Annotated in this window: 30 protein-coding genes; 22 read left to right on the top strand and 8 right to left on the bottom strand. The window is 63.2% G+C overall.

The genetic code is table 11. The annotated features are described in order from the left end of the window. Positions 1–187: 187 nt before the first annotated feature. The 9 genes from argS to PH586_RS00370 all read left to right on the top strand — a co-directional run bounded on the left by argS (position 188) and on the right by PH586_RS00370 (position 10,958). Positions 188–1,921 carry an arginine--tRNA ligase gene (argS, locus tag PH586_RS00410; protein ID WP_271345797.1) on the top strand — a complete coding sequence of 578 codons (1,734 nt, stop codon included), beginning with the start codon at positions 188–190 and terminating at the stop codon, positions 1,919–1,921. Next, complete coding sequence (locus PH586_RS00405) at positions 1,922–2,602, top strand: SPOR domain-containing protein (RefSeq protein ID WP_271345796.1); 681 nt, start codon at positions 1,922–1,924, stop codon at positions 2,600–2,602. Positions 2,603–2,787: 185 nt separating this feature from the next. Further along, the gene (gene hslV / locus PH586_RS00400) at positions 2,788–3,321 is read left to right on the top strand and encodes an ATP-dependent protease subunit HslV (protein WP_271345795.1); all 534 of its coding nucleotides are present in this window, start codon (positions 2,788–2,790) and stop codon (positions 3,319–3,321) included. Positions 3,322–3,348: 27 nt separating this feature from the next. Continuing rightward, complete coding sequence (hslU, locus tag PH586_RS00395; protein ID WP_271345794.1) at positions 3,349–4,689, top strand: ATP-dependent protease ATPase subunit HslU; 1,341 nt, start codon at positions 3,349–3,351, stop codon at positions 4,687–4,689. A gap of 74 nt (positions 4,690–4,763) precedes the next feature. Continuing rightward, on the top strand, positions 4,764–5,135 hold the full coding sequence (locus PH586_RS00390; protein ID WP_271345793.1) for a DUF971 domain-containing protein: 372 nt from the start codon (positions 4,764–4,766) through the stop codon (positions 5,133–5,135). A gap of 340 nt (positions 5,136–5,475) precedes the next feature. Then, positions 5,476–7,155, top strand: coding sequence for a class II poly(R)-hydroxyalkanoic acid synthase (gene phaC / locus PH586_RS00385; RefSeq protein WP_271345792.1), 1,680 nt, complete (start codon positions 5,476–5,478; stop codon positions 7,153–7,155). 145 nt (positions 7,156–7,300) lie between these two features. Next, positions 7,301–8,158: a poly(3-hydroxyalkanoate) depolymerase gene (gene phaZ, locus PH586_RS00380; protein ID WP_271345791.1), complete on the top strand. Its 858-nt coding sequence runs from the start codon at positions 7,301–7,303 to the stop codon at positions 8,156–8,158. Between the two features lie 421 nt (positions 8,159–8,579). Further along, the gene (gene phaC / locus PH586_RS00375) at positions 8,580–10,262 is read left to right on the top strand and encodes a class II poly(R)-hydroxyalkanoic acid synthase (protein WP_271345790.1); all 1,683 of its coding nucleotides are present in this window, start codon (positions 8,580–8,582) and stop codon (positions 10,260–10,262) included. Between the two features lie 81 nt (positions 10,263–10,343). Beyond that, the gene (locus tag PH586_RS00370; protein ID WP_271345789.1) at positions 10,344–10,958 is read left to right on the top strand and encodes a TetR/AcrR family transcriptional regulator; all 615 of its coding nucleotides are present in this window, start codon (positions 10,344–10,346) and stop codon (positions 10,956–10,958) included. A gap of 82 nt (positions 10,959–11,040) precedes the next feature. On the opposite strand, the gene PH586_RS00365 is transcribed toward PH586_RS00370, so the two are convergent. From PH586_RS00365 to PH586_RS00355, 3 genes are all read right to left on the bottom strand, one after another. Then, positions 11,041–11,751, bottom strand: a complete 711-nt coding sequence (locus tag PH586_RS00365; RefSeq protein WP_271345788.1) for a phasin family protein — start codon at positions 11,749–11,751, stop codon at positions 11,041–11,043. Between the two features lie 10 nt (positions 11,752–11,761). After that, entirely contained in the window at positions 11,762–12,202 is a 441-nt protein-coding gene (locus PH586_RS00360) for a phasin family protein (RefSeq protein ID WP_271345787.1), read from the bottom strand. A 186-nt stretch (positions 12,203–12,388) separates the two neighbouring features. After that, on the bottom strand, positions 12,389–12,667 hold the full coding sequence (locus tag PH586_RS00355) for a polyhydroxyalkanoic acid system family protein (protein ID WP_271345786.1): 279 nt from the start codon (positions 12,665–12,667) through the stop codon (positions 12,389–12,391). Positions 12,668–12,895: 228 nt separating this feature from the next. On the opposite strand from PH586_RS00355, the gene ubiE reads away from it, so the two are divergent. From ubiE to PH586_RS00310, 9 genes are all read left to right on the top strand, one after another. Beyond that, positions 12,896–13,666, top strand: a complete 771-nt coding sequence (ubiE, locus tag PH586_RS00350; protein WP_271345785.1) for a bifunctional demethylmenaquinone methyltransferase/2-methoxy-6-polyprenyl-1,4-benzoquinol methylase UbiE — start codon at positions 12,896–12,898, stop codon at positions 13,664–13,666. Next, positions 13,666–14,283: a ubiquinone biosynthesis accessory factor UbiJ gene (locus PH586_RS00345; RefSeq protein ID WP_271345784.1), complete on the top strand. Its 618-nt coding sequence runs from the start codon at positions 13,666–13,668 to the stop codon at positions 14,281–14,283. Before ubiE ends, PH586_RS00345 begins: the two co-directional genes overlap by 1 nt. Further along, a complete protein-coding gene (gene ubiB / locus PH586_RS00340) occupies positions 14,280–15,869 on the top strand; it encodes a ubiquinone biosynthesis regulatory protein kinase UbiB (protein WP_271345783.1) in 1,590 nt (529 codons plus the stop codon). Before PH586_RS00345 ends, ubiB begins: the two co-directional genes overlap by 4 nt. Before the next feature lie 66 nt (positions 15,870–15,935). Then, positions 15,936–16,337, top strand: coding sequence for a phosphoribosyl-AMP cyclohydrolase (gene hisI, locus PH586_RS00335; RefSeq protein ID WP_271345782.1), 402 nt, complete (start codon positions 15,936–15,938; stop codon positions 16,335–16,337). After that, positions 16,330–16,662: a phosphoribosyl-ATP diphosphatase gene (locus PH586_RS00330; RefSeq protein ID WP_238040391.1), complete on the top strand. Its 333-nt coding sequence runs from the start codon at positions 16,330–16,332 to the stop codon at positions 16,660–16,662. The genes hisI and PH586_RS00330 overlap by 8 nt, the downstream gene beginning before the upstream one ends. A 27-nt stretch (positions 16,663–16,689) precedes the next feature. Beyond that, the gene (gene tatA, locus PH586_RS00325; RefSeq protein ID WP_271345780.1) at positions 16,690–16,923 is read left to right on the top strand and encodes a twin-arginine translocase TatA/TatE family subunit; all 234 of its coding nucleotides are present in this window, start codon (positions 16,690–16,692) and stop codon (positions 16,921–16,923) included. Between the two features lie 3 nt (positions 16,924–16,926). Further along, positions 16,927–17,277, top strand: a complete 351-nt coding sequence (gene tatB, locus PH586_RS00320) for a Sec-independent protein translocase protein TatB (RefSeq protein ID WP_271345779.1) — start codon at positions 16,927–16,929, stop codon at positions 17,275–17,277. Continuing rightward, complete coding sequence (gene tatC / locus PH586_RS00315; RefSeq protein WP_271345778.1) at positions 17,274–18,086, top strand: twin-arginine translocase subunit TatC; 813 nt, start codon at positions 17,274–17,276, stop codon at positions 18,084–18,086. The genes tatB and tatC overlap by 4 nt, the downstream gene beginning before the upstream one ends. After that, on the top strand, positions 18,083–18,790 hold the full coding sequence (locus PH586_RS00310) for a 16S rRNA (uracil(1498)-N(3))-methyltransferase (protein ID WP_271345777.1): 708 nt from the start codon (positions 18,083–18,085) through the stop codon (positions 18,788–18,790). The genes tatC and PH586_RS00310 overlap by 4 nt, the downstream gene beginning before the upstream one ends. 233 nt (positions 18,791–19,023) lie before the next feature. Here the strand turns inward: PH586_RS00310 and PH586_RS00305 are convergent, their stop codons facing one another. Next, entirely contained in the window at positions 19,024–19,527 is a 504-nt protein-coding gene (locus PH586_RS00305; protein WP_271345776.1) for a winged helix-turn-helix transcriptional regulator, read from the bottom strand. 100 nt (positions 19,528–19,627) lie between these two features. Between PH586_RS00305 and PH586_RS00300 the strand changes: the two genes are divergently transcribed. The 3 genes from PH586_RS00300 to PH586_RS00290 all read left to right on the top strand — a co-directional run bounded on the left by PH586_RS00300 (position 19,628) and on the right by PH586_RS00290 (position 21,523). Next, the gene (locus PH586_RS00300) at positions 19,628–20,356 is read left to right on the top strand and encodes an SDR family oxidoreductase (RefSeq protein WP_271345775.1); all 729 of its coding nucleotides are present in this window, start codon (positions 19,628–19,630) and stop codon (positions 20,354–20,356) included. Positions 20,357–20,419: 63 nt separating this feature from the next. Further along, on the top strand, positions 20,420–21,013 hold the full coding sequence (locus tag PH586_RS00295) for a 2-hydroxychromene-2-carboxylate isomerase (RefSeq protein ID WP_271345774.1): 594 nt from the start codon (positions 20,420–20,422) through the stop codon (positions 21,011–21,013). Positions 21,014–21,106: 93 nt separating this feature from the next. Further along, the gene (locus PH586_RS00290) at positions 21,107–21,523 is read left to right on the top strand and encodes a UPF0158 family protein (protein ID WP_271345773.1); all 417 of its coding nucleotides are present in this window, start codon (positions 21,107–21,109) and stop codon (positions 21,521–21,523) included. Between the two features lie 37 nt (positions 21,524–21,560). Here the strand turns inward: PH586_RS00290 and PH586_RS00285 are convergent, their stop codons facing one another. From PH586_RS00285 to pip, 4 genes are all read right to left on the bottom strand, one after another. After that, on the bottom strand, positions 21,561–22,205 hold the full coding sequence (locus PH586_RS00285) for a response regulator transcription factor (RefSeq protein WP_271345772.1): 645 nt from the start codon (positions 22,203–22,205) through the stop codon (positions 21,561–21,563). A 3-nt stretch (positions 22,206–22,208) separates the two neighbouring features. Further along, positions 22,209–23,558: a cache domain-containing protein gene (locus PH586_RS00280; RefSeq protein ID WP_271345771.1), complete on the bottom strand. Its 1,350-nt coding sequence runs from the start codon at positions 23,556–23,558 to the stop codon at positions 22,209–22,211. Between the two features lie 128 nt (positions 23,559–23,686). Further along, complete coding sequence (gene dtd / locus PH586_RS00275) at positions 23,687–24,124, bottom strand: D-aminoacyl-tRNA deacylase (RefSeq protein WP_271345770.1); 438 nt, start codon at positions 24,122–24,124, stop codon at positions 23,687–23,689. Next, positions 24,121–25,092 carry a prolyl aminopeptidase gene (pip, locus tag PH586_RS00270; RefSeq protein WP_271345769.1) on the bottom strand — a complete coding sequence of 324 codons (972 nt, stop codon included), beginning with the start codon at positions 25,090–25,092 and terminating at the stop codon, positions 24,121–24,123. The genes dtd and pip overlap by 4 nt, the downstream gene beginning before the upstream one ends. A 122-nt stretch (positions 25,093–25,214) precedes the next feature. Here pip and PH586_RS00265 point away from each other — a divergent pair, with 122 nt between their 5' ends. Further along, a complete protein-coding gene (locus tag PH586_RS00265; protein WP_271345768.1) occupies positions 25,215–25,649 on the top strand; it encodes a hypothetical protein in 435 nt (144 codons plus the stop codon). Positions 25,650–25,663: the final 14 nt, after the last annotated feature.

Genomic DNA, 25,663 nt, shown 5'->3' with positions numbered 1-25,663 from the left:
CAAGCCGCAAGCCTTGCAGGGCGGGGCGGACAGCGATCCATCGGCGTCCCGTGCACGCCATCCATCGCGAGCTGAAACCCGGCCGACCCGCTTAAAGCTTGAAGCAGCGGCCGTAGGGCGCCGATAATGCCCCGTTTTCAACCAGCGCCTCAGGGCACAGCCGCCTCAACGGCCGACCGAGCAGACCATGAAAGACAGCATTCGCCACCTGATCCAGCAAGCCCTGACCCGCCTGACGACCGAAGGCGTGCTGCCCGAGGGCCTGAGCCCGACGATCCAGGTGGAGAACACCAAGGACAAGAGCCACGGTGATTTCGCCAGCAATATCGCCATGATGCTGGCCAAGCCGGCCGGTTTGAAGCCGCGCGAGCTGGCCGAAAAACTGATCGCCGCGCTGCCCAGCGATGAACAGATCAGCAAGGTCGAAATCGCCGGCCCCGGCTTTCTCAACTTCTACCAGAACAGCCAGGCCCTGGCCGGGCGCCTCGACGCCCTGCTGGCCGACGCCAAGCTCGGCGTGCGCAAGGCCGGCGCCGCGCAGACCGTAGTGGTCGACCTGTCCTCGCCGAACCTGGCCAAGGAAATGCACGTCGGCCACCTGCGCTCGACCATCATTGGCGACGCCGTGGCCCGGGTCCTGGAATTTCTCGGCGACCAGGTGATTCGGCAAAACCACGTCGGCGACTGGGGCACCCAGTTCGGCATGCTGCTGGCCTTTATGGAGGCCAACCCGGCCGCTGCCGAGAGCGAACTGGCCGACCTGGAAGGTTTCTACCGCGCGGCGAAGAAGTGCTTCGACGACTCCGCCGAGTTCGCCGAGCGCGCCCGCGAGCTGGTGGTGCAACTGCAAGCCGGCGACGCCGAATGCATGCGCCTGTGGCACCGCTTCAACGCGATTTCCCTGTCGCATTGCCAGAAAGCCTATGACCGCCTGGGCGTCAAGCTGACCCCGGCCGACGTCAAGGGCGAGAGCGCCTACAACGCCGAGCTGCCGGACATCATCGAGGCCCTGCGCGCCAAGGGCCTGCTCAGCGAGAGCGACGGTGCCCAGTGCGTATTCCTAGACGAATACAAGAATGCCGAAGGCAAACCGCTGCCGGTGATCGTGCAGAAGGCCGGCGGCGGCTACCTGTATTCGACCACCGACCTGGCCGCCATGCGCTACCGCAGCGAGACGCTCAAGGCCGACCGCGCGCTGTATTTCGTCGACCAGCGCCAGGCCCTGCATTTCCAGATGGCCTTCGAGGTGGCGCGCCGCGCCGGCTTCGTCCATGCAGGCATGCAGCTCGAACACATGGGCTTCGGCACCATGAACGGCGCCGATGGCCGGCCGTTCAAGACCCGCGATGGCGGCACGGTCAAACTGATCGACCTGCTCGACGAGGCCGAAGAGCGCGCCTACAGCCTGGTCAAGGGCAAGAACCCGGAGCTGGATGAAAGCGAGTTGCGCAGCATCGCCCATGCCGTTGGCATCGGTGCGGTGAAGTACGCCGACCTGTCCAAGCACCGCACCAGCGACTACAGCTTCAACTTCGAGCAGATGCTCAGTTTCGAGGGCAACACCGCACCCTACCTGCTGTATGCCTACACCCGGGTGGCCAGCGTGTTCCGCAAACTGGGCAACAGCACCATCGAGGGGCAGATCCTCCTGGAAGCCGATCAGGAACTGGCTCTGGCCGGCAAACTGGCGCAATTCGGCGAAGTACTGAACAACGTCGCCGACAAAGGCGTACCACACCTGCTCTGTGCCTATCTGTACGATGTGGCCGGGTTGTTCTCCAGCTTCTACGAACATTGCCCGATCCTCACCGCCGAGGACCAGGCTACCCAGCAGAGCCGCCTGCGCCTGGCCGCCCTGACCGGTCGCACGCTCAAACAGGGCCTGGAACTGCTCGGCCTGGAAACCCTGGAGCGCATGTAAGTGGCAGCGCGCAAGAAGCCCCCGGTGAAACGCGGCGCCAGCCGCTACAAGGCACCGGCGAAGAAACCCGTGCCGGGCTGGATCTGGCTGGCCTGCGGCCTGGTCGTCGGCGTATTCGTCATGCTGCTGATGAACCTGCAGCCAGGTGGCGACGAGGTCAAACGCAACAAGGCCGAGACGGCGCGCGCCAGCAGCAAGCCCAAGCCGAAACCCAGCACGCAGGCGCCCACCAAGCCCAAGTACGACTTCTACACCCTGCTGCCCGAGTCGGAAGTCATAGTGCCGCCAGACGCCCTGCCGCCCCCCACACAACCCGCGGTGACGCCGGAACAGGCGGCGAAGATCGACGCCGCGCGCGCCCTGGCCGCACTCAACGGCGAAACGCCGCCACCCGCACCGCCCGTAGCACCAGCGCCCGCCGTCGCCCAGGCGCCAGTGAGCACCCAGTTTTTCCTCCAGGCCGGCTCGTTCCGGCGCAAGGATGATGCGGAAGGCGTTCGGGCGCAGATCATCCTGCTCGGCCAGGACGTGCGGGTGGAGTCCGGCACGGTGCGCAAGGAGACCTGGTACCGCGTGCTGGTTGGTCCCTTCGCCAACCGCGAGCAACTCGCCACCTCGCAAAAAGCCCTGTCGGCCAACGGCTTCAGCAATCTGCTCCTGCAGCAACGGCAGAGCCGCTGACCCTCACCCCGACAGGCTCGCCGGGAGCCTGTCGGGGCCCCACGCCCGCACCTCGGCAATCTGCTGTTACAGCCGCGACCACGGTGTTTGGTCGAGAATCATCCACCACAGGTTGAAAACGCCCCCACGCCCCCCCATTTGAATCAGCATTGGGCATTTTCGCCCCGCTGCGTGGAGACTTCCCCTTGACCACCATTGTTTCAGTACGCCGCCACGGCAAAGTCGTCATGGGCGGCGACGGCCAGGTTTCCCTCGGCAACACCGTGATGAAAGGCAATGCGAAAAAGGTTCGCCGGCTCTATCACGGCCAGGTATTGGCCGGTTTTGCCGGCGCCACCGCGGATGCCTTCACCCTGTTCGAACGCTTCGAAGGCAAACTGGAAAAACACCAGGGCCACCTGGTGCGCGCCGCCGTCGAACTGGCCAAGGACTGGCGCACCGATCGCTCGCTGAGCCGTCTGGAAGCCATGCTCGCAGTGGCCAACAAGGATGCCTCGCTGATCATCACCGGCAATGGCGATGTGGTGGAGCCGGAACACGGCCTGATCGCCATGGGCTCCGGCGGCGGCTTCGCCCAGGCGGCGGCCATGGCCTTGCTGCAGAACACCGAGCAGCTGTCGGCCCACGAAATCGCAGAAAAGGCGTTGAACATTGCCGCCTCCATTTGTGTCTTTACCAATCAGAATCTGACTATCGAGGAACTGGACTCGGCCATCTGAGCCGAGTCCCGTTCGGAGCCGCCTGCCATGCCCATGACGCCCCGCGAAATCGTTCACGAACTCAACCGCCACATCATTGGCCAGGATGACGCCAAGCGTGCCGTGGCCATCGCCCTGCGCAACCGCTGGCGGCGCATGCAGCTGCCGCTGGAGTTGCGTGCCGAAGTGACCCCGAAGAACATCCTGATGATCGGCCCGACGGGGGTTGGCAAGACCGAAATCGCTCGGCGCCTGGCCAAACTGGCCGGCGCACCATTCATCAAGGTCGAAGCAACCAAGTTCACCGAAGTCGGCTACGTGGGCCGCGATGTCGAGTCGATCATCCGAGACCTGGCCGATGCCGCGATCAAGATGCTGCGCGAGCAGGAGATGATCAAGGTTCGTCACCGCGCCGAAGACGCCGCCGAAGAGCGCATCCTCAATGCCCTGCTGCCGCCACCGCGCGCCGGCTTCAATGAAGACCCGACGCCGAGCGGCGACTCCAATACCCGTCAACTGTTCCGCAAGCGCCTGCGCGAAGGCCAGCTGGATGACAAGGACATCGACATCGAGGTGGCCGACAGTCCCGCCGGCATCGAGATCATGACCCCGCCGGGCATGGAAGAGATGACCAGCCAGTTGCAGAACCTGTTTTCCAACATGGGCAAGGGCAAGACCAAGAGCCGTAAGCTCAAGGTCAAGGAAGCGCTGAAGCTGGTTCGCGACGAAGAGGCCGCGCGCCTGGTCAACGAGGAAGAGCTGAAAGCCATGGCCCTCGAAGCGGTGGAGCAGAACGGCATCGTCTTCATCGACGAGATCGACAAGGTCGCCAAGCGTGGCAATGTCGGGGGTGCCGACGTCTCCCGCGAAGGCGTGCAGCGCGACCTGCTGCCGCTGATCGAAGGCTGCACGGTCAACACCAAGCTGGGCATGATCAAGACCGACCACATCCTGTTCATCGCCAGCGGCGCCTTCCACCTGAGCAAGCCGAGCGACCTGGTGCCGGAACTGCAAGGCCGCCTGCCGATCCGCGTCGAACTCAAGGCGCTGTCGCCGGAAGACTTCGAGCGCATTCTCACCGAACCGCACGCCTCTCTGACCGAGCAGTACATTGCCCTGCTGAATACCGAGGGTTTGAAGATCGAGTTCGCCGCAGATGGCATCAAGCGTCTCGCCGAGATCGCCTGGCAGGTCAACGAGAAGACCGAGAATATCGGGGCGCGCCGCCTGCACACCCTGCTCGAACGGCTGCTCGAAGAAGTGTCCTTCAGCGCCGGTGACCTGGCCGCCCAGCATGACGAGAAGCCGATCTGCATCGACGCCGACTACGTCAATGGCCACCTCGGCGAACTGGCCGAGGATGAAGACCTCTCGCGTTATATTCTTTAACTCAACAGCCAACCTGTAGGCGCCTGCTTGCCGGATCACCGCAAGCAGGCGCCTACAACAGCGGGGCATCAATGATGCACATTCCCAGCGCCGTCAAACTGCACAAAGCATCGCGCACCCTGGAACTGCAGTACGCCGGCGAAAGCTACAGCCTGACTGCCGAGTTCCTGCGCGTGCACTCACCCTCGGCCGAGGTGCAAGGCCATGGCAAGCCGATCCTGCAGACCGGCAAGCTGCACGTCGCCCTGAGCGGCGTCGAGCCGGCCGGCAATTACGCCCTGAAGCTCTGCTTCGACGATGGCCACGACAGTGGCCTGTTCAGCTGGGACTATCTGTATGAACTGGCCACTCATAAGGATCGTTTATGGGCCGACTACCTGGCCGCGCTCGCGGCTGCCGGAAAATCCCGCGACCCCGACGAGTTCGTGGTCAAGCTGATGCTCTAGCCCAACAGCCGAGCCAGAGCCTCTGCACCGGACCCAGCCGCCTGCAACGGGCGGTCGGGTCCACCTGCAAGACCGTGCTAGCCGAGGTTAGAGCGCACTTTCTAATCTATCTCGGCATACTCACCACGCATTTGCCCGTATCGCGGCAAGCTTGCGCAAATCAACAAACTCGGGTAACCAAGGAACTGGCAGGTTCCCTGCATTTGGCCAGGCCAGGTGCTTAGATTTTAGAAGCGGATCAGTTCCGCCCCCGGTAACCCGAGCAATACCCGGCCCTCGTCCCGTGTCGCCTTGCACAGCAACACGCCGGTATTCGTCTCAGGACAATGGAGCGTCGTAGATGTCTGAAAAAAGCAATGATGATCTGAAACGCCAAGCGTCAGAGAACACTCTCGGCCTGAACCCGATCGTCGGCATCCAAAGCAAGGACCTGCTTACGTCGGCACGCACGGTGCTCACCCAGGCCATCCGACAACCGTTTCACAGCGCCAAACACGTCGCTCATTTCGCCGTGGAGCTGAAGAACGTTCTGCTAGGCAATTCCGAGCTGCAGCCCGAGAGTGGCGACCGCCGTTTCGCTGATCCGGCTTGGAGCCAGAATCCGCTGTACAAGCGCTATCTACAAACCTACCTGGCCTGGCGCAACGAGCTGCATGACTGGGTCGAGCACAGCAATCTGTCGGAACAGGACGCCAGCCGTGGCCACTTCGTCATCAACCTGATGATCGACGCCATGGCGCCGAGCAACAGCATGGCCAACCCGGCAGCGGTCAAGCGCTTCTTCGAGACCGGCGGCAAGAGCCTGCTCGATGGCCTGTCGCACCTGGCCAAGGACATTGTCAATAACGGCGGCATGCCCAGCCAGGTCGACATGAAGGCCTTCGAGGTCGGCAAGAGCCTGGCGACCACCGAAGGCGCAGTAGTGTTCCGCAATCAAGTGCTGGAACTGATCCAGTACAGTTCGGCCACCGAACAGGTGCATGAGCGCCCGTTGCTGGTGGTGCCTCCGCAGATCAACAAGTTCTATGTGTTCGACCTGTCGCCAGAGAAGAGCCTGGCGCGCTTCCTGTTGCGCAGCGGCGTGCAGACCTTCGTGGTCAGCTGGCGCAACCCGACCAAGGCACACCGCGAGTGGGGCCTGTCGAGCTATATCGAGGCGCTCAAGGAAGCCATCGAGGCGGTCATCGCGATCACCGGCAGCAAGGACATCAACATGCTCGGGGCCTGCTCCGGCGGCATGACCACTGCCTCGCTGCTCGGCCACTATGCGGCGCTTGGCGAGCACAAGGTTCACGCCCTGACCCTGCTGGTCAGCGTGCTGGACAACAAACTGGACACCCAGGTCGCACTGTTCGCCGACGAGAATACCCTGGAGATGGCCAAGCGCCGTTCCTACCAGGCCGGCGTTATCGAGGGCAGCGACATGGCCAAGGTGTTTGCCTGGATGCGCCCCAACGACCTGATCTGGAACTACTGGGTCAACAACTACCTGCTCGGCAACGAACCGCCGGTGTTCGACATCCTCCACTGGAACAACGACACCACCCGCCTGCCCGCCGCGCTGCATGGCGAGTTCATCGACATGTTCAAGACCAATCCGCTGATCCGTGCCGGCGCGCTGGAAGTCTGTGGCACGCCGATCGACCTCAAGCAGGTCACCTGCGACGTCTTTTGCCTCGCCGGCACCACCGATCACATCACCCCCTGGGAGGCGTGCTACAGGTCGGTACACCTGTTCGGCGGCAAATGCGAGTTCGTCCTGTCCAGCAGCGGGCATATCCAGAGCATCCTCAACCCGCCGGGCAATCCCAAGTCGCGCTACATGACCAACACGGAAATGCCCTTCGAGCCGAAAGACTGGCAGGCAAGTGCAACCAAACACACCGACTCCTGGTGGCTGCACTGGCAGAAGTGGCTGACCGAGCGCTCCGGCCCCAGCAAAAAAGCGCCGACCAAGCTGGGCAACAAACAGTTCCCGCCTGGCGAGCCAGCACCTGGAACCTACGTACACGAACGTTGATCGACTGCGCCCTGCGCACCGCTGCCCGCGGCACCTGGAAGTGCCGCTCGCCCAACCGTCATATTGGCCACGTGGGCGACCAGGTTTGTTCTGGGCGTGACCGGGACGGTCTCACCCAGTGTTTTCATTCATAGGGCTTGCGCGCATGTCGTTACCATTTGTATTCCGCACCATTGACCTGGATGGTCAAACCATCCGTACCGCCGTTCGTCCCGGCAGTGGAAAGATGGCGCCGCTGCTGATTTTCAATGGTATCGGCGCCAACCTGGAACTGGTCATGCCCTTCGTTCGAGCGCTCGACAGCGATCTCGAAGTGATCGCCTTCGACGTGCCAGGGGTCGGGGGCTCCTCGACTCCCAGCACCCCGTACCGCTTCCCTGGACTGGCCAAACTGGCAGCACGCATGCTGGATTACCTGGACTACGGTCAGGTCAATGTAATCGGCGTGTCCTGGGGCGGCGCCCTGGCACAACAGTTCGCCCATGACTACCCGGAACGCTGCAAGAAGCTGGTGCTGGCGGCCACCTCGGCCGGTGCGGTGATGGTACCGGGCAAGCCCAAAGTGCTCTGGCGCATGGCCAGCCCGCGGCGCTATGTGCAGCCATCCTATGGCGTGCAGATCGCTCCGGACATCTATGGTGGCGCCTTCCGCCGCGACCCCAAGCTGGCCCTGGCACATGCCAGCAAGGTGCGTTCGGGCGGCAAGATGGGCTACTACTGGCAGCTGTTCGCCGGCCTTGGCTGGACCAGCATCCACTGGCTGCACAAGATCCGCCAACCGACCCTGGTGCTGGCCGGCGACGACGACCCGCTGATCCCGCTGATCAACATGCGCCTGCTGGCCTGGCGCATCCCGAACTCCGATCTGCATGTAATCGACGATGGTCACCTGTTCCTGGTGACGCGTGCCGGCGTAGTGGCACCGCTGATCATGAAATTCCTCGCCGAAGAGCGCCAGCCGGCAGTGATGCACCCCCAACCTGCCCCTGCTCGCCAGAACTGAGCCGCACCGAGAGACGCTGAAAATTGCTCGCGACTCCGGTCCTCGACGAACGCCCGCAGCATGCTTGCGCTGCGTGAAAAGCGGGGGTATGCAGCAAAATACTCACGCCGCTGCTGGCGTTGCCCGCCGCCTGGGCGCGGCCGTCGCGACGGCAGCCGAAAGTTTCACGATCGCAGATCAGCGGGCAAATAACCCTCGCCCGCCGAGCCCAATAGGTTCACGCTCACAGGGCCGAGTGGGGCACGCACGATCCCTGGCCTCCCCATCTTGGTGCAGAGCCGAGGATTCCGCCGCCAGGTTGTCCACGCAGCCACATGCCTGGAGACAGGCTGAGCTAGTCTAGACGGCGAACCCGCAGCCTCTTGGTACAAGCCTTGCTGTACTGCTCCCTGATCACGGATAGTTTTGGAGTGTCGCCCCAATGCGCAAACAACCTTCGACACGCAACCTCCCGGCCTCGGCCGGCTCGATGAACGCCCAGAGCGCGGTCGCTGGCCTACGTGCCAGAGACATGCTGTCCACCCTGCGCAGCCTGGCCTTGCAGGGCTTGCGCCAGCCGGTTCACAGCGCCCGACACGCACTGGCCCTGGGCGGACAGCTGGGGCGCGTCCTGCTCGGCGACACGCCGCACAAGGTCAACCCGAGGGATTCGCGCTTTGCCGATCCGACCTGGCAACTCAATCCGTTTTACCGGCGCGGCCTGCAAGCCTACCTGGCCTGGCAGCATCAGCTGGATAACTGGATAGAGGAAAGCGACATGAGCGCCGACGATCGCACCCGTGCGCGCTTCGTCGTCAGCATCCTCGGCGATGCCCTGTCCCCCACCAACACCCTGCTCAACCCATTGGCGCTCAAGGAACTGTTCAACAGTGGCGGCAGCAGCGTACTCAAAGGTCTGGGCCATCTGTTTGACGACCTGCTGCACAACGACGGCCTGCCCAGCCAGGTCAACAAGCAGGCCTTCGAAGTCGGCCGCAGCCTGGCCGCCACCCCCGGCGCGGTGGTGTTCCGTAATGAACTGCTGGAGCTGATCCAGTACAAGCCGATGAGCGAGAAGCAGTTCGCGCGGCCGCTGCTGATCGTGCCGCCACAGATCAACAAGTACTACATCTTCGACCTGTCACCCGACAAGAGCTTCGTCCAGTACGCCCTGAAGAACGGCTTGCAGGTCTTCGTGGTGAGCTGGCGCAACCCGGACGCACGTCATCGCGAGTGGGGCCTGTCGAGCTATGTGCAGGCGGTCGAGGAGGCCATCGATGTCTGTCGGGCGATTACCGCCAGCAAGGATGTCAACTTGCTCGGCGCCTGCGCCGGCGGCCTGACCATCGCCGCCTTGCAGGGGCACCTGCAAGCCAAGCGGCAGCTGCGCAAGGTCGCCAGCGCCACCTATCTGGTCAGCCTGCTGGACAGTCAACTGGACAGCCCGGCTATGCTTTTCGCCGATGAAAAAACCCTGGAAGCGGCCAAGCGCCGCTCCTACCAGCAAGGCGTGCTGGACGGTCGCGACATGGCCCGGGTGTTCGCCTGGATGCGCCCCAACGACCTGATCTGGAACTACTGGATCAACAACTACCTGCTCGGCAAGCAGCCGCCGGCCTTCGACATTCTCTACTGGAACAACGACAGTACCCGCCTGCCCGCCGCCCTGCATGGCGACCTGATCGACTTCTTCCAACACAACCCGTTGATCCGTGCCGGCGGCCTGGAAATCTGCGGCACACCGGTCGACCTGCGCAAGGTCACGGTCGACAGTTTCAATGTCGCCGGCATCAACGACCACATCACCCCCTGGGACGCGGTGTACCGCTCGAGCCTGCTGATCGGCGGCGACAAGCGCTTCATCCTGTCCAATAGCGGGCACATCCAGAGCATCCTCAACCCGCCGGGCAACCCCAAGGCCAACTACCTCGAGAGCGGCAAGCTCAGCGGCGACCCGCGCGCCTGGTACCATGACGCCCAGAAGCACGACGGAAGCTGGTGGCCGCAGTGGCTGAACTGGATCCAGGAGCACGCCGGCGAGCAACGCGATACCCGTGTAGCCTTGGGCAATCCGCATTACCCCGCAATGGAAGCGGCCCCCGGCACCTATGTGCATGTGCGCTAACAGCGCACGTTACCGAGCACCGGCCGAAGCTCACTTCGGCCGGTTATTTTCCAGCCGCCCCTGTCAGCATAAGAAGACCGGATGAAAACCCGCGATCGTATCCTCGAATGCGCGCTGATGCTGTTCAACCAGCAAGGCGAACCAAACGTCTCCGTCCTGGAAATCGCCAATGAACTGGGCATCAGTCCGGGCAACCTGTATTACCATTTCCACGGTAAAGAACCGCTGATACTCGGTCTTCTCGAGCGCTTCCAGGCAGAACTGGCGCCGCTGCTCAACCCTCCAGAGGACGTACGCCTGGATGTCGAAGACTACTGGCTGTTCCTGCACCTGATCGTCGAGCGCATGGCGCACTACTGTTTCCTGTTCCAGGACCTGTCCAACCTGGCCGGGCGCCTGCCAAAGCTGGCACGCGGCATCCGTAACTGGCTGAACGCCTTGAAGCGCACCCTGGCATCGCTGCTGGCGCGCCTGAAGGCGGAAAAACAGCTGGTCAGCGATACCAATGCCCTCGGCCAGCTGGTCGAGCAGATCACCATGACCCTGCTGTTCTCTCTCGACTATCAGCGCATCATCGGCCGCGAGGGCGAGAGTCGGCTGGTGGTCTATCAGGTGATGATGCTGGTGGCGCCACACCTGACCAGCGAATCACGCTTCGCTGCCGAACACCTGGCACAGCGCTACCTGGAAACCTGAGTCTGCACAGCTGAATCCAGCGTAGACACAACCGCAAACGCCCGGCACTAGGCCGGGCGTTTGTGGTTACCGCTGTCAGTCTTTAGGACTGGCTGACCGGTGTTGCTGGAGTAGCGGCAGGCGCTGGCGCCGGAGTGGCCGCTGGCTCAGCGGCCACTGGTGCGGCAGCAGGCTTGACCGCCGGTTTGGCGACTGCTTTTGCGGCGGGCTTGGCGGCGGGCTTGGTCACAGCCTTGGCTACAGGTTTCGCAACTGCCTTGGTCGCAGGCTTGGCGGCAGCCTTAGCGGCCGGTTTGGCCGCAGCTTTGACTGCAGGCTTCGCAGCGGCTTTGGCTGCCGGCTTGGCTGCCGGCTTGACCGATTTGACTGAGACACCGGTCAATTGCTCGATCTGCTTGGTCAGGCTTTCGACCTTGGCGTTGAGTGCTTTCACTTCATTGCGGCTGGGTACGCCGAGACGCGAAATGGCATTGTTCAGACGCTTGTCGAACGCTTCCTCCAGCTCGCCCCACTTGCCGATCGCACGGTCCTTGACTTCGTCGACCCTGGACTTGGTGCTGCCCACCTTCGACTCGACAGTGGACTTCACTGCATCGACCTGCTTCTCGACTTCGCTCTTGGCCTGCTTCTCGGCCTTTTCGCCATCCTTGACCAGCGTATCGAACAGCTTGGTGCCGTCCTTGCTGACTTTGGAGTAAGCACCCAGACCTGCCAACCAGATCTGCCGCGAGTATTTTTCAACTTCGCCGATCCAGGAACTGGTCTGCTTTTCGGTTTTCTTTTTGACGGCCATGCTGTTCTCCTTATTTGGTACGCGCGACTTGCTCGAGCAACGCGCTCAGCTCATCAAGCTTAGCAGAGAGTGCTGCAACGTCCTGCCGGGACGGGATGCCGATACGGTTGAGCGCACTGGCCACACGAGCGTCGAAAGCCTTCTCGATTTTATCGAGCTGTACTTCGACTTTACCTTTTACGCTACTGACGTTGCCGGTCACGTTGCTCTTGACTTGGTCGATCTGGCTATTGGCTGCCTCGACTTGCTCGCTGACCAGCTTCTTGCCCTGCTCTTCGACACTTTCGCCGCTCTTGACCAGCTCCTTGAAATACTCGAAGCCTTCCTGCCCGGCCTTGGCATAGGCGCCCAGGCCAGCCAGCCAGATCTTGCGGGCATAGACTTTGACGTCGGTCAGCACGGTGGCTTTATCTTCGACTTCAACCTTCTTCTTCACGATAGCTTTCGACATGGTGCACCTCACGCGCAGTGGTTTGAGGAAACGCCCACGGAATGCAGGCTTGAACACACGATATCGAGGAAAATTAGAAACCACATACTAGTCGCGAAAAAACATCAGCCGAGCCTGCGCGCATACACAACGCCAGCAGGGAGCGTGCGCAGGTGGCCGCAATAGGCGCGCGTTTTTCACCGCCGCTCAGGCCTTGAGGCTCTTATCCAGCACCTCTTCGATTTCCCGCTTGATGCTGCCGCTCATGGCAGACAGCAGCAGACCAAGGTTGAGTTGCACACGTACCTGATCCTCGCCGACCTCGATACGACCATCGGCACCGCTGCGCTTGAATTCCAGGGTGTCGCCGTTCCAGCTGTAACGCACGGCGTACTCGCGGGCCAGGCGCTCGGCCAATTGCTCGGCTTTTTCCCGGGCGACCTCGCGACCCAGCGAATGGGGGCGTTGCACTTCAATTCTGGCCATGGCGTTTCTCCTGAGCAGACCAACTGCGACCTTAAGTCGCGCGACTATAGCAATAAGCTGCCGCCGCTCGCTGCACACTGCACACTGCACACTGCACACTGCATAGAGTGGCCAGGCATTTCACATTGACGCTACTTGCAGTTTGGCCCTTTCAGCTCAGCGCGGCCTTTTCGGTTTAGAATGGCCGCCACTTTGATCAGCCTCTCTATATATTCAGGTAAGGGCGAGATGAACGACCCGCGCAAGCACAGCGACAGCGAACCCACCACGCACTTCGGCTTCCAGGATGTACCGGAAAGCCAGAAGGCGGATAAAGTCGCCGAAGTGTTTCATTCGGTGGCGGCCAAATACGACCTGATGAACGACCTGCTCTCGGGCGGCATGCACCGCCTGTGGAAGCGCTTCACCATCGAGCTATCCGGCGTGCGCACGGGCAACCGGGTGCTGGATATTGCCGGCGGCACTGGCGACCTCGCGCGCAAGTTCGCCAGCCTGGTCGGGCCCACCGGCGAAGTGGTGCTGGCCGACATCAACGAATCGATGCTCAAGGTCGGCCGCGACCGCCTGCTCGACCGCGGCGTGGCCGGCAACGTGCGCTTCGTCCAGGCCGACGCCGAGAAGCTGCCGTTCCCGGACAATCATTTCGATTGCGTGACCATCGCCTTCGGCCTGCGCAACGTCACCCATAAAGAGGACGCCATCCGCTCCATGCTGCGCGTGCTCAAACCCGGCGGGCGTCTGCTGGTGCTGGAGTTTTCCAAGCCGTCGAGCAGCCTGCTGTCGAAGGTCTACGACACCTACTCGTTCAACTTCATGCCGCTGATGGGCAAGCTGATCACCAACGATGCCGAGAGCTATCGCTACCTGGCCGAGTCGATCCGCATGCACCCGGATCAGGACACCCTCAAGGCCATGATGATCGAGGCCGGCTTCGAGCGCGTCACCTACCACAACATGACCGGCGGCATCGTCGCCCTGCACCGCGGCATCAAACCCTGATGCTCAGCACCGCCCTGCTGGCCGGCGTCGAACACGGCCTCAACCGGGTGCTGGCCCTGGACAGCACGGCGCTGCCACGCCTGGCACGCTTGAGCGGCCGGGTGATTGCAGTGGACTGTACGGCGCCGGCGTTGCAGCTGTTCATCCTGCCCAGCGGCGAAGGCCTGCAACTGGCCGGGCAATGGGCCGGCGAGGCTGACTGCCGCCTGCGCGCTCCCGCCGCGAGCCTGTTGCGCCTGGCCACCAGCACGGACAAAACGGCGGTACTGCATAGCCCGCAGGTCGAATTGGACGGTGACAGCGCCGCCCTGCTGGAACTGGCCGGGATCCTTCAGGACCTCGAACTGGACTGGCAGTATGAACTGTCTCGCTGGCTTGGCCCGCTCGCCAGCCAGCTGCTCGGCAGCCATATACGCAGCCGGGCCAACTGGACCGGCAAGACCCTCGACAGCCTGCGCCTGAATCTGGCCGACTACCTCAACGAAGAATCGCGTAGCCTGGTCGGCCAACGCGAAGCCGAAGCCCGCTTCGCCGAACTCGACCGGCTCAAGCTCGACCTCGACCGTCTCGATGCCCGCATCGAACGCCTCATCCAACCGCATAAGTCCAACGCATGAAGCTGCTCGCCGTCCGTCGTCTGCTGCGTATTCAACGCGTGGTCATCCGCTACCAACTGGATGACCTGCTGTTCGCCCAAGCCCTGCCGCTCTGGCTGCGCATTCTGCGCCATGCCCTGCCGTGGCGCTGGCTGCCACGCAAGGCCCTGCACTTGTCGCGCGGCGCCCGTCTGCGCCTGGCCCTGGAAGAACTGGGGCCGATCTTCATCAAGTTCGGCCAACTGCTGTCTACCCGCCGCGATCTGCTGCCAATGGATATCGCCGATGAGCTGGCCAAGCTGCAGGATCAGGTGCCGCCGTTCGACCCGGAACAGTCGCGAGCGCTGATCGAAGCACAACTCGGCGCCAAGGTCGGCGATCTGTTCGCCCGCTTCGACGCCCAGCCGCTGGCCTCAGCCTCGGTCGCCCAGGTGCATGGCGCGCAACTGAAGAGCGGTGAGGAGGTGGTGATCAAGGTGATCCGTCCCGGTCTCGAACCGGTGATCCGCCAGGACCTGGCCTGGCTGTTCCTGCTCGCCAAACTGGCCGAGAAGGCCTCCGCCGATGCGCGTCGCCTGCGTCCGGTGGACGTGGTCGGCGACTACGAAAAAACCATCTACGACGAGCTCGACCTGCTGCGCGAGGCGGCCAACGCCAGCCAGTTGCGGCGCAACTTCGAGGGTTCACCGCTGCTCTACGTACCCCTGGTTTACTGGGAGCTGTGTCGCCCCAAGGTGCTGGTGATGGAACGCATCTACGGCATCCAGGTCACCGACCTGACCACCCTCGCCGACCAGCGCACCGACATGAAGCTGCTGGCCGAGCGCGGCGTGGAGATCTTCTTCACCCAGGTGTTTCGCGACAGCTTCTTCCACGCCGACATGCACCCCGGCAACATCTTCGTCAGCACCCGCACCCCCTGGAACCCGCAGTACATTGCGATCGACTGCGGCATCATCGGCAGCCTGACCGCGGAAGACCAGGACTACCTGGCGCGCAACCTGCTGGCCTTCTTCAAGCGCGATTACCGCCGCGTGGCGCAACTGCACATCGACTCCGGCTGGGTGCCGGCCGACACCAAGGTCAACGATTTCGAGGCGGCCATCCGCACCGTCTGCGAGCCGATCTTCGAGCGACCGCTGAAGGATATTTCCTTTGGCCAATTGCTCCTGCGCCTGTTCCAGACCGCCCGCCGTTTCAACATGGAAGTGCAGCCGCAGCTGGTTCTCCTGCAGAAAACCCTGCTCAACATCGAAGGCCTGGGCCGCCAGCTCTACCCGGACTTGGACCTGTGGACCACCGCCCAACCCTTTCTCGAGCGCTGGATGCGTGACCGGGTCAGCCCGCTGCACCTGCTGCGCAACCTGCAACAACAGGCCGAGCAGGTGCCGCACCTGTCGCAGATGGCCCGCGATACCCTGGAACGCCTCAACCAGCAGCCGCGCGGCAATCCCGTCGCCGCCAACAGCAACGGGCATTGGCCGGCGCGCCTGCTCGGCACCGTGCTGATTGGCGGCGCGGCCACCCAGGGCCTGCTGCTCAGCCTCGGTGCCTGGCCAAGCTGGGCGATGCTCGCGGGCGGCATGTATCTGGTCATGCGCCGATAGCCACACCGCAGCCACGCTGGCACACTAGAACCCTATCCCACAGGCCCGTGACGGGCGGAAGCAGCGATGACCGACTGGCTCGACGAAATCAACTGGAACAGCGACGGCCTGGTGCCGGCGATTGCCCAGGATCACCAAACCGGCCGCGTGCTGATGATGGCCTGGATGAACCGCGAAGCCCTGGCCCTGACCGCCGCCGAACAGCGCGCCATCTACTGGTCACGCTCGCGCGGAAAATTGTGGCGCAAGGGCGAGGAATCCGGCCATGTGCAGAAATTGCATGAACTGCGCCTGGATTGCGACGCCGACGTGATCATCCTCAAAGTCGAGCAATTGGGTGGCATCGCCTGTCACACCGGCCGGCAAAGCTGCTTTTATCGGGTGCTCGACAACGGCACCTGGAAAACCGTCGACGCCGTGCTCAAAGACCCGCACGCCATCTACGCCAAAGGACACAGCCATGACTGACACCCTGAGCCGCCTGGCCGACGTCCTGGAAGCACGCAAAGGGGCCGCGCCCGACAGCTCCTACGTCGCCAGCCTGTACCACAAGGGTCTGAACAAGATCCTCGAAAAAGTCGGCGAAGAATCGGTGGAAACCATTCTCGCGGCCAAGGACGCGGCCGTCAGCGGTGACTGCAGCGACCTGATCTACGAAACCGCCGACCTGTGGTTCCACAGCTTGATCATGCTTGCCGCCCTCGGCCAGCATCCGCAAGCAGTGCTGGACGAACTGGATCGTCGTTTCGGCCTGTCCGGGCACGCGGAAAAAGCCGCACGCCCGCAATCCTGAACCACCACTTACTGAGGAGTACGCATCATGGGTTTCGGTGGCATAAGCATTTGGCAACTCGTGATCATCCTGCTGATCGTGGTCATGCTGTTCGGCACCAAGCGCCTGAAAGGCCTGGGTTCCGACCTTGGCGACGCGATCAAGGGCTTCAAGAAATCGATGGGTAACGACGACGGCGACAAACCGGCGGTGGATGAGCACAAGGGCCAGACCATCGACGCCCAGGCGCGCAAGGTCGAAGAACCGACGAAGAAAGACTAAGCCATGTTCGACATAGGCTTTACCGAGCTGTTGCTGATTGGCGTGGTCGCCCTGGTGGTACTTGGCCCTGACCGCTTGCCCGGTGCCGTGCGCACGGCCGGGCTGTGGATCGGCCGGATCAAACGCAGCTTCAGTGCGATCAAGGCTGAAGTCGAGCGCGAGATCGGCGCGGATGAAATCCGCCGGCAATTGCATAACGAGCAAATTCTCGACCTTGAACGCGAAATGAATGCGATGAAGCAGAGCGTCAACGCCCCCCTCAGCAGCCTGGTCGACCCTGCCCCCGCCAGCGAAGCGGCCCCCAAGGCCGAGACAGATACCAGCACCAGCCAGGATAAAAGTCCGCAACCATGAGCCAAGTTTCCGACAACGATCAGGAAATGCCCCTGGTCTCGCACCTGACTGAATTGCGCACGCGCCTGCTGCGTATTGTCGGCGCCGTGCTGCTGCTGTTTTCCGGGCTGTTCTACTTTTCCCAGGAGATCTATGCCCTGGTCGCCGCACCGCTGCGGGCTTACCTGCCGGAAGGCGCGACCATGATCGCCACGGGCGTGGCCTCCCCCTTCCTGACACCGTTCAAGCTGACCATGATGGTCGCCCTGTTTCTCTCGATACCGATCATCCTGCACCAGGTCTGGGGCTTCATCGCGCCGGGGCTGTACAAGCACGAGAAACGTATCGCCATCCCGCTACTGATTTCCAGCATCCTGCTGTTTTACGGCGGCATGGCCTTTGCCTACTTCGTGGTGTTCCCGATCATGTTCGGCTTCTTCGCCAGCGTGACCCCGGAAGGTGTGGAGATGATGACCGATATCGGTCAATACCTGGACTTTGTCCTCACCCTGTTCTTCGCCTTTGGCGTGGCCTTCGAGATCCCGGTGGCGACCTTCCTGCTGATCTGGGTCGGCATCGTCGATGTCGCCGCCCTGCGCAAGGGCCGGCCCTATGTCATCGTCGGTTGCTTCGCCGTGGGCATGGTCCTGACGCCGCCCGACGTGCTCTCGCAGACCCTGCTGGCCGTGCCCATGTGGCTGCTGTTCGAGGCGGGCTTGCTCTGCGGCACCCTGGTCAAGCGCCGCAGCGAACACGAGACAGACGCAGAAGCAGAAGCAGAGGCCGCCGAGCAAGAACCCAACGACCAGCCGCCTGCCCCTCAGCCGTGAACCTGCTGTTGCTGGAAGACGACGACTTCGTGGCCGCGGACCGTGCGCTGCTGCGTGGCCGCCGCCTCAAACACCTGCATGACGTGCACCGTGCCGAAGCGGGTGACAGCCTGCGCGTCGGCCGCCTCGATGGCCTGATGGGCACTGGGCAGTTGCTGCGCCTGGATGCCAGCGAGGCCGAGCTGAGCGTCGCGCTCGACCAGCCGGCCCCGGCCAAATTGCCCATCACCCTGCTGCTGGCCCTGCCGCGACCGAAGATGCTGCGCCGCATCGTGCAGACGATCAGCGCCATGGGCGTGCCCAGGGTGGTGTTGCTGAACAGCTACCGGGTCGAAAAAAGCTTCTGGCAGACCCCCTTTCTCGAGTCGCTGGCTATTCGCGAGCAGCTCATCCTCGGCCTGGAGCAGGCGCGCGATACCGTGCTGCCGGAAATCATCATCGAGAAACGCTTCAAGCCCTTCGTCGAAGACCGCCTGCCGGCGCTGGCTGCCGGCAGCCTCGGCCTGGTCGGCCACCCTGGCGCCTACCCACCCTGCCCGCGGGCGGTCGACCAAGCCGTGACCCTGGCCATCGGTCCGGAAGGCGGCTGGATTCCCTACGAAGTCGAGATGTTGCACAAGGCCGGCCTGCAACCGGTGCAACTGGGCGAACGCATCCTGCGGGTGGAAACGGCGGTTACCGCCTTGCTGGCGCGCCTGTTCTAGGATCTATCCCGGATACCTGTTGCATGGGTATCGCTCTTGGGTAGGGGATTTATCCGCGAATTTCGCGACTGAAGTGTAGCGCCGTCCGGCCGCCCCTACGATGAGGCCCTGACGCCAACAGTGCGTAGGGCGTACTCGCGAAGCAGTACGCCACCTTTGCGAAAATGGCGGACTGTTCGCTGCGCTCCTGAGTCCGCCCTACGTTGTCGAATCCACACCCAGATTGCTCTGGACTAAGATTTTCCCCCGGTCTGTCTGAGCTGCCAGTGCGCCGGCAGCAGTTGGCCCTCGAACCCCGGCGCCTCCTCCAGCACTACATCACCCGGCAGCAGCGCTTCGCCACACTCCGAGCACACCGATACGCCGTGCATCGGGCTGCCGCAGCTGCGGTGAATATGCCGGATCGGCGCACCTTCGGCCCCGCTCATATGCCGATCGCCCCAGTTGACCAGGGCCAGAAGCGCCGGATAGAAATCACGGCCTTTGGTGGTCAGCCGATACTCCTCGCGCAGCGGCCGCTGCTGGTAAGCCACCTTCTCCAGCACCCCGGCTTCAACCAGTTTTTTCAGGCGTTCGGCCAGCACATGGCGGGTCACGCCCAGGCGTTTTTCGAACTCGTCGAAACGCCGGATGCCGAGAAAACATTCGCGCAGCACCAGCAGGGTCCAGCGGTCGCCGACCACCGACAGGGTGCGGGCCAGGGAACAGGGTTGTTGCTCGAGGTCTTCCCAACGCATGACGGTTCTCCAAGTTCGATGGCCTACCTTAGCTTGACAAGTTCCAAAATGGAACCGACTATCTAGCCAGGTTCCGAAACAGAACTAACGGAGAGGCGCAATGACTGAACGCAAAGCAATCCTGGTGATGGGTGCCGGCGACGCCACCGGCGGCGCCATCGCCAAGCGCTTCGCCCGCGAGGGCTATGTCGCCTGCGTGGCCCGTCGCCACGCGGACAAGCTGGCGCCGCTGGTTGAGGCTATCGAGGCCGAGGGCGGCACAGCCCGCGCCTTCGGCTGCGATGCGCGGGTAGAGACCGAGGTGATCGAACTGTTCGCCCGTATCGAGCGCGAGGTCGGCCCGCTGGAGGCCGTGGTGTTCAATATCGGCGCCAACGTGCAGTTTTCCATCACCGAAACGACCGAGCGGGTCTATCGCAAGGTCTGGGAAATGGCCGCCCTGGCCGGCTTCCTCACCGGTCGCGAAGCGGCGAAAGTCATGCTGCCACGCGCTCGCGGCAGCATCATCTTCACCGGCGCCACCGCCTCCCTGCGTGGCCGAGCCAATTTTTCCGCCTTCGCCGGTGCCAAGTTCGCCCTGCGCGCCTTGGCCCAGAGCATGGCCCGCGAACTGGGGCCGCAGGGCATCCACGTCGCCCACCCGATCATCGACGGCGCCATCGACACCGCCTTTATCCGCGAGAGCTTCCCCGAGCTGTACCAGCGCAAGGAGCAGGACGGCATCCTCAACCCCGCGCATATCGCCGAGACCTACTGGCAGATCCATTGCCAGCCGCGCGACTGCTGGGTGCATGAACTGGATCTTCGCCCCTGGACGGAAACCTTCTGATAGCCCGAGCCTGCCATCCAGTAGCCCTGACCTATCCAGAGCCCCAACCAGCAGGAAAAACCAATGAGCAAACAGGTAGAGTTCTTCTTCGACTTCGGCAGCCCGGCCAGCTATCTGGCCTGGAGCCAGTTGCCACGGATCACCGCGGCAGCCGGAGCGCAGATCACCTGGCGGCCGATGCTGCTCGGCGGCGTATTCAAGGCCAGCGGCAACCAGTCGCCCGTGGCCATCCCGGCCAAGGGCCGCTACATGCTGCAGGACCTGGCCCGTTTCGCCCAACGCTATGACGTGCCGCTGGCGTTCAATCCGTACTTCCCGATCAATACCCTGCAGCTGATGCGCGGCGCCGCCGGCTACCTCGACAGCGCGGCCTTCCAGCCCTATGTCAGAGCGGTCTTCGAAGCGATCTGGGTGCAGCAGCAGAACCTCGGCAACCGCGAAGTAGTCGCGCAGGTTCTGCGTGGCGCCGGTTTGAACCCTGCCGAGTTCAAGCAACTGGTCAGCGACGAGGCGGTCAAACAGCGACTCAAAGACAACACGGAGGAGGCGATCCGGCGGGGCGTGTTCGGCGCCCCGACACTGTTCGTCGACGGCGAGATGTTTTTTGGCCAGGACCGTCTCGACTTCGTCGCCGAGGCTCTGGCCCGGCAAGCCTGAGCGCCTATCCGGGCCGGGGCGGGAACCGCGACATGGTGCAATGGCGTCGCCGCGGCGTTATGGTCAAGCAGTTTCCAGCCGGAGCAAACTGCCATGCGCCCCTTGACCATCGATCTACAGCGCCTCGAACAGGCCCTGCTCAGCCAGGACGATGCCGAGCAGTACCTCGACCTTGAAAGTGGCACGGTGCTGCGCATCGCCGCGGGTGCGCCTGCACCAGGAAGCGAAGAAAAATACACCGTTCAGCCTGACCGCTACCTGGCCATAGATCCCTTGGGGCTGGACGAACTTCTGGCCATGCGCGAGGCCTTCCTGTTCAGCCTGCACGATCCGCACGCCCATACCCTGCTCAGCCATGCCCTGAACGGACGCAGGCCCTTGCGCACCTTCGACTATGAGCTGGAAAAGTTGCCGCAACTTCAGCGCACCTGGCAGGCCTACCAGGCCCAACAAGCACGTGAGCGGGTACTCGAGTGGCTCCAGGCCAATGGCCTTGCGGCCGCGGACTAGCCACACGGGAGCGCGCCCCGCTATGGCAGCGGGCAACTCAGATGCTTAACCAGCCGCGCTCCAGTGCATATTTCACCAGCCCGGCCGGCGTATCGACGCCCAGCTTGCGTCGAATGCTGAGCCTATGGGTTTCGATGGTGCGCACGCTGATCTCGAGCATGCGCGCGATGGCCTTGTTGCTCAGCCCCTGCACCAGCATCTGCAAGACCTCGCGTTCACGCGGGGTCAGCTCGTCGTCGGTCGGTGGCGGACTCACGGTTTTTTCCAGCAGATCGGCGCTGTAGTAGCTACCGCCGGCGGCAATCGCATCGATGGCGGCGATTATTTCCCATGAGGCGGAGTCCTTCAGCACGTAGCCGCGCGCGCCGGCACGAATCGAGCTGGTCACATATTCGGCGTGGTCGTACATGCTCAGAATCAGGATCTGCATGCCCGGATACTGACGACAGAGGATCTCGGTCAACTGCAGGCCGGTCATGTCTTTCATGCCGATGTCGACCAGCAGCAGATCGGGGCGGACCTGGCCGACCAGGATCAGCGCCTCGGCACCGCTGCTGGCCTCGCCCACCACCTCCAGCTGCGGCATGGCCGTCAACAGCGCGCGCAGGCCGTCGCGCACCAGCTCGTGGTCATCCACCAGGGCGACACGGATAGGTTCGGGATGCTGGGATATGTTGGACATGGCTCAACCTGGTAGCGGCAGACTCACCATAAGCTCGGTGCGGCCTGGCGTTGAAGATAAGGTAAAACGACCGCCCAGGTGCTCGACCCGCTCGCGCATGTTGCGCAAGCCGATGCCACTACTGCGCGCCTGTTCGATCCGGGCGATGTCGAAGCCGATGCCATCATCGCGCACCCTCAACTGCAGCGTCGAGCCATCCTGCAGCAGCGCGATGCTGACCCGGCGGGCCTGGGAGTGGCGCGCGATATTGGCCAGCGCCTCCTGCACGATGCGAAACAGCGCGACCGACTCGGCATCGGGCAGCCGGACCATGTCCAGGCTCTGCTGGTACTCGACCAGCAGCCCGCTGCGCTGCTCGAACTCGACCGCCAACTGGCCGATGGCCGCTGGCAGGCCAAAGCTGTCCAGCAGCGAGGGACGCAGATCATGGGAAATGCGCCGCACCTCGGCAATCGCCCCAGCCAGCCGGGACAGCCCGCCGCGCAGCGTCTCCAGCGCCTGGCTGCGCCCGTTTTCCAGCTCGTGACAGGCCAGCTCGAGACGGAACTTGACCGACACCAGCAACTGGCTGATACCGTCATGCAACTCGCGCGATACCCGTGAACGCTCGTCCTCCTGGGAGCTGACGATGCGCTGCGCCAACAGTTTCAGCTTGCGGTCGGCCAGACGCTGCTCACTGAAGTTGAGCGTCACGCCACCGGCAGACACCAGCAGTACCGCCACCAGCGCCACGCCGGCCAGCGACCACATGGTCCTGCGGATATTCTCCGCCACCTTGGCCCGGGCCTGCGCGGTAGCCTGTTCGACATCATCGAGATAGAGGCCGGTACCGATCATCCAGTCCCAACGCTCGAGCATCACCACGTAAGCGAGCTTCTCGGTCAGTTGACCGGTGGAGGGTTTCTCCCATTGATAGCGCTGGAAGCCATCGCCGCGGCGCGCGCTGAGCAGCAGCGCCTGGATCGCCTGGACCCAGTGCGGGTTGCTCATGCTCACCAGATCGCGGCCGATCAATTCCGGCTGACGCGGGTGCATCAGGCTGCGCCCCTTGCCGTCGTAGACGAAGAAATAGCCATCGCTGCCATAGTCGAGGCCGAGCAGTATGTTCAGCACCTGCTGCTGGGTGACACCATCATCGCGGCCGCTGGCATACAGCGGCGCGACCGCGCTCAAGCCCAGTTCGACGTAGTTTTGCAGCTCGGTCTTCTTGCTGGCGATGATGCTGGTTTCGATCAGCAACTCCTGCTGCTCGCCCAAGCTTTTGGCATGCGAGAGTACCAGCGCGCCGATCACGAAGATCGCCAGCAGGAGCGGCAGAATGGCCAGCGCGACGAGTTTTTGTTTGAGTTGCATGCGCACCGATCGTGGCAGCGCGGCTACGTTGTCTGACGTAGGCGCGGGGGAAATTCACTGGATTCTAACAAAGCCCGCACGCCAGAGCGGCAACCGACCATCCCTTGGCGTATCGGCGCAGGATGCCGTCAGACTTCCAGGAGAAAGGTCACCGGTCCATCGTTGACCAGGTGCACCTGCATATCGGCACCAAAACGGCCGCAGGCAACCTGGGCATGTTTGAGCCGCGCCTGCTCGACCAGCAGTTCGAACAACGCAGCGCCCAGGGCCGGCGGCGCGGCGCTGGAAAAACTCGGGCGCAGACCGTTGCGGGTGTCGGCCGCCAGGGTGAACTGCGAGACCAGCAGCAAGCCGCCCCCAACATCGCCGAGCGACAGGTTCATCTTGCCGTCGGCGTCGCTGAACACCCGGTAGTTGAGCAGTTTGTGCAGCAGTTTGGCGACGCTGGCCGGATCGTCCCGTGGTTCGACCGCGACCAGGGCCAGCAAGCCCTGGTCGATGGCACCGACGACCTCGCCGGCCACCTCGACCCGCGCACCGCTGACCCGCTGGATCAGCGCCTTCATGCTTCGTCGGGCGACAGGTCGAGCAGGCGCCGGGCGATCTGGTTGGCCGCACGCACCAGGGCGTCGGTGATGCCCACTTCGGAGGCGGCATGGCCGGCATCGCGGATGATCTGCAGCTCGCTGTTGGGCCAGGCCTGATGCAGTTCCCAGGCATTGTCCAGGGGGCAGATCACGTCATAGCGGCCGTGCACGATCACTCCCGGCAGGTGGGCGATTTTCGGCATATCACGGAGCAACTGGTCGGCTTCGAGAAAGGCGTTGTTGACGAAGTAGTGGCACTCGATCCGGGCAATCGACAGCGCCCGGTGCGAGTCATTGAAACGGTCGACCACCTGCGAGTTCGGCCGCAGCGTGGCAGTACGCCCTTCCCAGTTCGACCAGGCCTTGGCCGCGTGCATCTGGGCGATCTGATCGGGCCCGGTCAGGCGCTTGTAGAACGCCTTCATCAACTCGCCACGCTCCTCGACTGGAATCGGCGCCAGGTAGTCATGCCAGTAGTCGGGGAACAGGCGGCTGGCGCCTTCCTGGTAGAACCAGTGGAATTCCTGCGGACGGCACAGGAAGATGCCGCGCAGGATCAGCGCGTGCACCCGTTCGGGGTGGCTCTGGGCGTAGGCCAGCGCCAGCGTCGAGCCCCAGGAGCCGCCGAACAGCACCCATTTGTCGATACCCAGGTGCTCGCGGATGCGCTCGAGGTCGGCGACCAGATCCCAGGTGGTGTTGTTCTCCAGGCTCGCGTGGGGCGTCGAGCGGCCGCAGCCGCGCTGATCGAAGGTGACGATACGGTACAGGTTGGGGTCGAAGAAGCGCCGGCTCATGGCATCGCAACCCGCGCCCGGGCCGCCATGGATGAACACCACCGGCAGACCATCCGGGGTACCACTCTCATCCACATAGAGCACGTGCGGCGCCGCTACGGCCAGCTCATGGCGGGCGTAGGGTTTGATCTCCGGATACAAAGTCTGCATGGTGCACTCCTGGATGTATACGTAGGGTACGGCGCCAACTCGTGTGCAAACGCCCCGCTGGTTTGCTGCCACTGGCGTCTCCCGCTCTGCCTCGCATCATAACCATGTAAAAGGAATTCGGCATGCCAGCGCGGCGATTTGCCTTACTTTTAGTGATGCCTTTCATCCTGCTGACGGGTTGCGGCGCCGCGGATGATCCACAAGCGCGCCTGGAAGCGGCGGTCCAGCAGCTGCAGGACAACCTGGAAGCGAAAGACACCGGCGCCGTCCTCGCACAACTGCACCCGCAATTCTCCGCCCAGCAGGAATACGACCGCGACTGGGCCAGGCGCACCATGGCCGTGCTGTTTCTGCGATACAAGCACGTCAAGGTGATCGCCCTCAGCAAGAATAGCCGCCTGGACCCGATTTACCGCGACAAAGGCCACAGTCAGGCGCAAGTCGCCCTGACCGGTGCCGCAGGCCTGATCCCCGACAGCGCACGGCACTATGCGGTCAGGCTGGAGTGGTGGAGGGAAGGCGATGAATGGCAGCTGGCGCGTTTGCGCTGGGAATGACGCCAGTCGAAACT

This window comes from Pseudomonas aestuarii (assembly GCF_027988105.1).
GTDB lineage: Bacteria > Pseudomonadota > Gammaproteobacteria > Pseudomonadales > Pseudomonadaceae > Aquipseudomonas > Aquipseudomonas aestuarii.
This window is presented reverse-complemented; position numbering and strand designations above follow the sequence as displayed.